We start from the raw sequence: 5,098 nt of genomic DNA, 5'->3' as shown, positions 1-5,098 counted from the left end.
GGTTTGCTTCAATGGCTACTTCCGGATTTTCCTACGGAAAATCCGCTGCTGAATGGAATGTTTTGTTATATTTGTAATGGCTTGGTGTTGGTGTAACGCCACTGAGAGCAAGCCGCGAAACGTTGTATACAATGTATTTTCCGAACTTACGCAGATGTTTTTTTATGTTTTTTCGCATCCTAATTTCTTAAAAATGTAGCCGAAAAATTTTGTGTAAAATTGAAACTTGAACCAAGCTTTGTGTAGAAAACCTTCAAAGACAATTCTCGGATTTTAGCAATTTAGAGACAATTCTAAACCGAAAAACTTTGTGTGATATTTGAAACCGAAAACCAAACTTTGCGGATAAACGTAGTGTTGATTTTTCAGTTCGTGAAAATACAACACTGTATACAACAGCGGTTTGCATTAATGGCTGGGCATGCGGAAAATCCGCAATGGCACAGTTGTTTTATTTAATGGTTTTGTTATATTTGTAATGGTTTGGTGCTGTGGCTCGCCATTAATTCAAGCCTCAGAACGTTGTGCATAATTTTGAAAATGAAAAACATTGAAATAATCATATCATTTCTGAAAGAGCCTGATACCTATTGGAGCTCGAAAGGCAATCTTGTAATTGAAAATGATTTTGAAATAAAACCACAAGATTTTTTAAACTATGCGGAAATAGATTTACAAAATACTTATTCTCATAATTTAATCAATACCTTATCAAACGCAAAAAGAGCTCTCGATTGCCAAGTTGATATACTACTAATGGCTTTTGGTTATTACAATATTTCAAAAAAGAAATTTTGGGGTTTTCCAAAAAAAATTGAAATAATAAAAGAACTTGGAATTCTCGCACCTAGAGTTTTATTGAAAGTAAATAAAACTAGAAATTTAATGGAGCATCAATACGTAAAACCAACATTAGAACAAGTCGAAGACTTTGTGGACATTGTAGCTCTTTTTATAGCTAGCACTGATAAATATATATACAATTTTCCAAACGATTTACAAATTGAAAATGATTCTTTAGAAAATTTTTGGATAGATTTCAGTAACAATTACAAGGAAGAGAATCTAACAATTACAGTTATTCATAAAGATTCAGAAAATGAAGAATTAACTATAAATTACAAAGATTCTGGTTATTCAGAATTATTAAGCCTTATTTTAAAAATTGGAAATAAAAATTAAAAACTACATGAAAAAATTCTTCTTTTTTATCATTTTAATAATTTGTGCTAGTTGTAAAAACGATTACGAAAATGAAGAAATTAAAGCTTTAAGTGATATTACAAATGATTATCTAAAAAGAAGTCACTTGAATTTACAAAAAGAGTATTTAGAACTTGACACTTTACAAGTTGATAATTCAGAATTAGATTTTGACGTTTATATATCTGACGCATTAATTCCAATAAGACAAATAAAAGAAGATAATGAATGGATGTTTTCTAATAATTTTTCTAAAAAAAACTCAAAACTTTTTAACGAATTAATAAACTCAGAAAACTTCAATTCTTTAACATATAGAGAATTTGATAAAACTAAAATCAAATTAGAAAAACCTTATAACCAAATGTTAATTAAAAATAACAAAACTTTGTCTGGAAAAGAATATTTAATATTTAACTATTCAAGAGTTTGCTTTAATGACAAAATGGATAAAGGAATTGTAGTTATAGATTACAAAATTGGAGATAGATACGGTTTTAATCAAGGTTATAATATGTCTTTAATAATAACTAAATCTAATGGAAAATGGACATATATTAAAGCTGATTAAAACTATGCACAACAGCGGTTTGCTTCAATGGCTATTTCCGGATTTTCCGTAGGAAAATCCGCTGCTGAATGGAATGTTTTATTATATTTGTAATGGCTTGGTGTTGGTTCAACGCCACTGAAAGCAAGCCACATAACGTTAGTGGCAAGCTTAAAAAAACTGTTGAAATAAACGAAATTAATTATAAAAGTATATTATGAAAATTTATCTAACAAATATCCTAAAGTCAATAATTTACTTTAGTATTTTTGGAATTATATATAATTTTACAGTAAGATTTATTTCATATAATGCTTTAGAATTCGAAATAGAAAAATTACAAGAATGGTTCTATTCTTCTTATTATTTTGTATACAAAAATCTTGATGATGACAATATTTTAATTCGTTTAATTCATAATAAAAATTTTATAATTGTTGTTGATGGAATAATTAATAACTTTTTCTTTGCAATAATCACGGGAATTATTCTAACGTATTTAACAAGTAAAATCGATTTTGAAAATAGTCGAAAAGTCATTTTAAATAAAACTATAATATTTAGTTTACTAGTGACATTCGTTTTAGGTGTCATTTGTTTTATCTTTTGTCATATATGGTCAAAATATAACAAAGACAAAAGTTGGTTTCCAGATGATAAGAGTTTTGAGATTTTTTTACCTGCAACTTGGATGTATGAATACAAGGCGTATTATTTAGTTATTGGTATATTGCTTGGAATACGTTATCTAAACAAAAAGAAAGCCAGCCACTAACAGCAGTTTGCTTCAATGGCTACTTCCGGATTTTCCTACGGAAAATCCGCTGCTGAATGGAATGTTTTGTTATATTTGTAATGGCTTGGTGTTGGTGCAACGCCACTGAGAGCAAGCCGCAGAACGTTAGCAAACAGTTTACAAATCCTGATGAATGAAAAAACTAATAATTTTAATTTTACTCCTATTCATTTTTATTTCTTGTAAAAAGAATAATATTGAAGGTATTGAAATTGGCGTGACTTTACTCGAAAACCAAAGTTTTGCGGAAAATAAAAAGCTTGACACAATTATTAGAAAAACTTTAAAAGGTGATTATAATTCTTTGAGAAGACTTAATCATTTCCCTTGTGGAGATGGTGCTGGATGTTACGACAAAGGATTTATAATTACACAGATTATTTACAAAATCGGAGAAAATAATTTTAATAAAATGGTAGACAATCTAGACCGTAAAGAATTGTATGGTATTGAAGATTATATTAAAACTGGTTTAGAATATGGAGACAACAATAAAGACGGGAAAATGGACAACAAAATAGCCGAAAAGGAATTTCCTATATTAATGAAAAAGTTAAGTGGAAAATAAAACCGATTTGCTAACAGCGGTTTGCTTCAATGGCTACTTCCGGATTTTCCTGCGGAAAATCCGCTGCTGAATGGAATGTTTTATTATATTTGTAATGGCTTGGCGTTGGTTCAACACCACTGAGAGCAAGCCGCAGAACGTTACCAGCAATTATAGAAATAACTATTATGAAAAAAATAATCTTATTATTTTTATTATCATTAATAATGATAAACTGTGAATCCAAAATAAATAGAGACTTAAAAATACCAAATAAAGTAATTTCAAAAAATGACGAAAATGACCTACAATTCGACGGGACAAGAATTTCTATAAAGAAACCAAATGACTTTGAATATATACAAAAACTATTACGTATTCAAAAAAATCCTTCAACCTATATTCAAGTCATGGAAATTGAGAATTCAAGTTTTACTGAATCAAAGAAATCCATTTTAAAAAACTACGAAAATGACATTGCAAGTGGAAAATTACCGAAAGAATTTTATAAAAAGGAATTTTTCATTAATGAATATGAAGCCATACTTTATTATGTTGCAGACAAAAGAAATCATTCTGAGCAAATAGCCTTATCGTTTGGCGATAATGAATTTAGCGCTATAGCTTTTGCGGTATTTCCAGAGAATGATATAAAAACTAGAGAGGAAATTATCAAAACTTTATTTTCAATAAGTTTTGATAAAAAAAAGGAAGCAAATTCAAATAATTTGCAAAATTTTAATATTGATTTAAAAAATACGGAGTTTATAAACGCTGGTAATATGTCACAATTATTTGTTTATAATCTTAGTGGAAAAATTGACGCAAACAATCTTTTCGATAATCAAATTATTATCGGTGTACTTCCAAAATTTGACAATAAAGAATCTTTAAAAAACTATTCATTAGACATGATAAATAGACACAAATCTAGTGGAATTGAAATATCAAAAATTTCAGAAAAAGAAATTGAGTTAAAAGATGGATTCGGATATGAAATTTATTTTGAAGGAAAATATCAAGGCAAATACAATAGCGTATATCAAATAACTATTGGTAATAAGAATAGTTCTTTAATTTTTTCTGGTGTTGTATATGACAGAAGAGATGAATTGATGCAACAAATAAAACTAATTGCAAAGACATTAAAACTAAAATAACTGCTGGTAACAGCGGTTTGCTTCAATGGCTACTTCCGGATTTTCCTGCGGAAAATCCGCTGCTCAATGGAATGTTTTGTTATATTTGTAATGGCTTGGTGTTGGTGTAACGCCACTGAGAGCAAGCCGCAGAACGTTAGCTGTCATTTTAAAACGATACTCCAACACATGAACTTTTTCAGTAAAAATAGAGAAGACGAAAACAAAAAAAGACTTCAAAATCTTGTTAACCAAACTAAAAAAGTTGACGCACCAAACGGTTGGACAAAAACTATATTCGCAATTGGTGGATTAAGTGAAATTGGCTTTTCTAAAATAAACCCAAATTTGATATTAATAGTTTCAAGCCAAGGAAGAGGAATAATTGATTGTCAAAAAGCTAAATTAACCGAAAGAGATTATGACACAAATTGGGATTGGATAAACTCATATGAAATGACAGCTCTAGGGATTGGTGCTTTGTCAACTGAAAAAATATTGGTAAGTGGACTTCACGGAGGAGGTTTGCCATTAATGAATAAAAATGGAGATGCACTTTTGTTTATGGCTACAGAATGGCCAATTATCGACATTATATTTGAACCTGAATTTAAAAGTATCTACCAAGAGAATGAAGCAAAAGAATGTTTTAGAATTTTCCATGACTATGAATTGAGAGCTTATGGTTTTTCATATGACGGAGAAACATTTGTAATAGCAACTAGTAGCGAAATAAATATATTCAGAAGACAAAAAAACGTCAGCTAACAACGGTTTGCTTCAATGGCTACTTCCGGATTTTCCTACGGAAAATCCGCTGCTGAATGGAATGTTTTGTTATATTTGTAATGGCTTGGTGTTGG

Annotated in this window: 6 protein-coding genes; all 6 read left to right on the top strand. The window is 29.3% G+C overall.

Features of this window, described 5'->3' with window-relative positions:
- Positions 1 to 540: 540 nt before the first annotated feature.
- The 6 genes from LDL23_RS12195 (at position 541) to LDL23_RS12170 (ending at position 5,003) form a co-directional block, all read left to right on the top strand.
- Positions 541 to 1,182, top strand: coding sequence for a hypothetical protein (locus tag LDL23_RS12195; protein WP_291265947.1), 642 nt, complete (start codon positions 541 to 543; stop codon positions 1,180 to 1,182).
- A gap of 7 nt (positions 1,183 to 1,189) precedes the next feature.
- On the top strand, positions 1,190 to 1,774 hold the full coding sequence (locus LDL23_RS12190) for a hypothetical protein (RefSeq protein WP_291265946.1): 585 nt from the start codon (positions 1,190 to 1,192) through the stop codon (positions 1,772 to 1,774).
- Positions 1,775 to 1,970: 196 nt separating this feature from the next.
- Positions 1,971 to 2,528, top strand: a complete 558-nt coding sequence (locus LDL23_RS12185) for a hypothetical protein (protein WP_291265945.1) — start codon at positions 1,971 to 1,973, stop codon at positions 2,526 to 2,528.
- Positions 2,529 to 2,682: 154 nt separating this feature from the next.
- Positions 2,683 to 3,117 carry a hypothetical protein gene (locus LDL23_RS12180; protein ID WP_291265944.1) on the top strand — a complete coding sequence of 145 codons (435 nt, stop codon included), beginning with the start codon at positions 2,683 to 2,685 and terminating at the stop codon, positions 3,115 to 3,117.
- A gap of 167 nt (positions 3,118 to 3,284) precedes the next feature.
- Positions 3,285 to 4,256 (top strand): hypothetical protein, encoded by a 972-nt coding sequence (locus LDL23_RS12175; RefSeq protein ID WP_291265943.1) that lies wholly within the window; start codon positions 3,285 to 3,287, stop codon positions 4,254 to 4,256.
- 168 nt (positions 4,257 to 4,424) lie between these two features.
- Positions 4,425 to 5,003: a hypothetical protein gene (locus LDL23_RS12170; protein WP_291265942.1), complete on the top strand. Its 579-nt coding sequence runs from the start codon at positions 4,425 to 4,427 to the stop codon at positions 5,001 to 5,003.
- Positions 5,004 to 5,098: the final 95 nt, after the last annotated feature.

Source organism: Flavobacterium sp. (assembly GCF_020217025.1).
GTDB lineage: Bacteria > Bacteroidota > Bacteroidia > Flavobacteriales > Flavobacteriaceae > Flavobacterium.
This window is presented reverse-complemented; position numbering and strand designations above follow the sequence as displayed.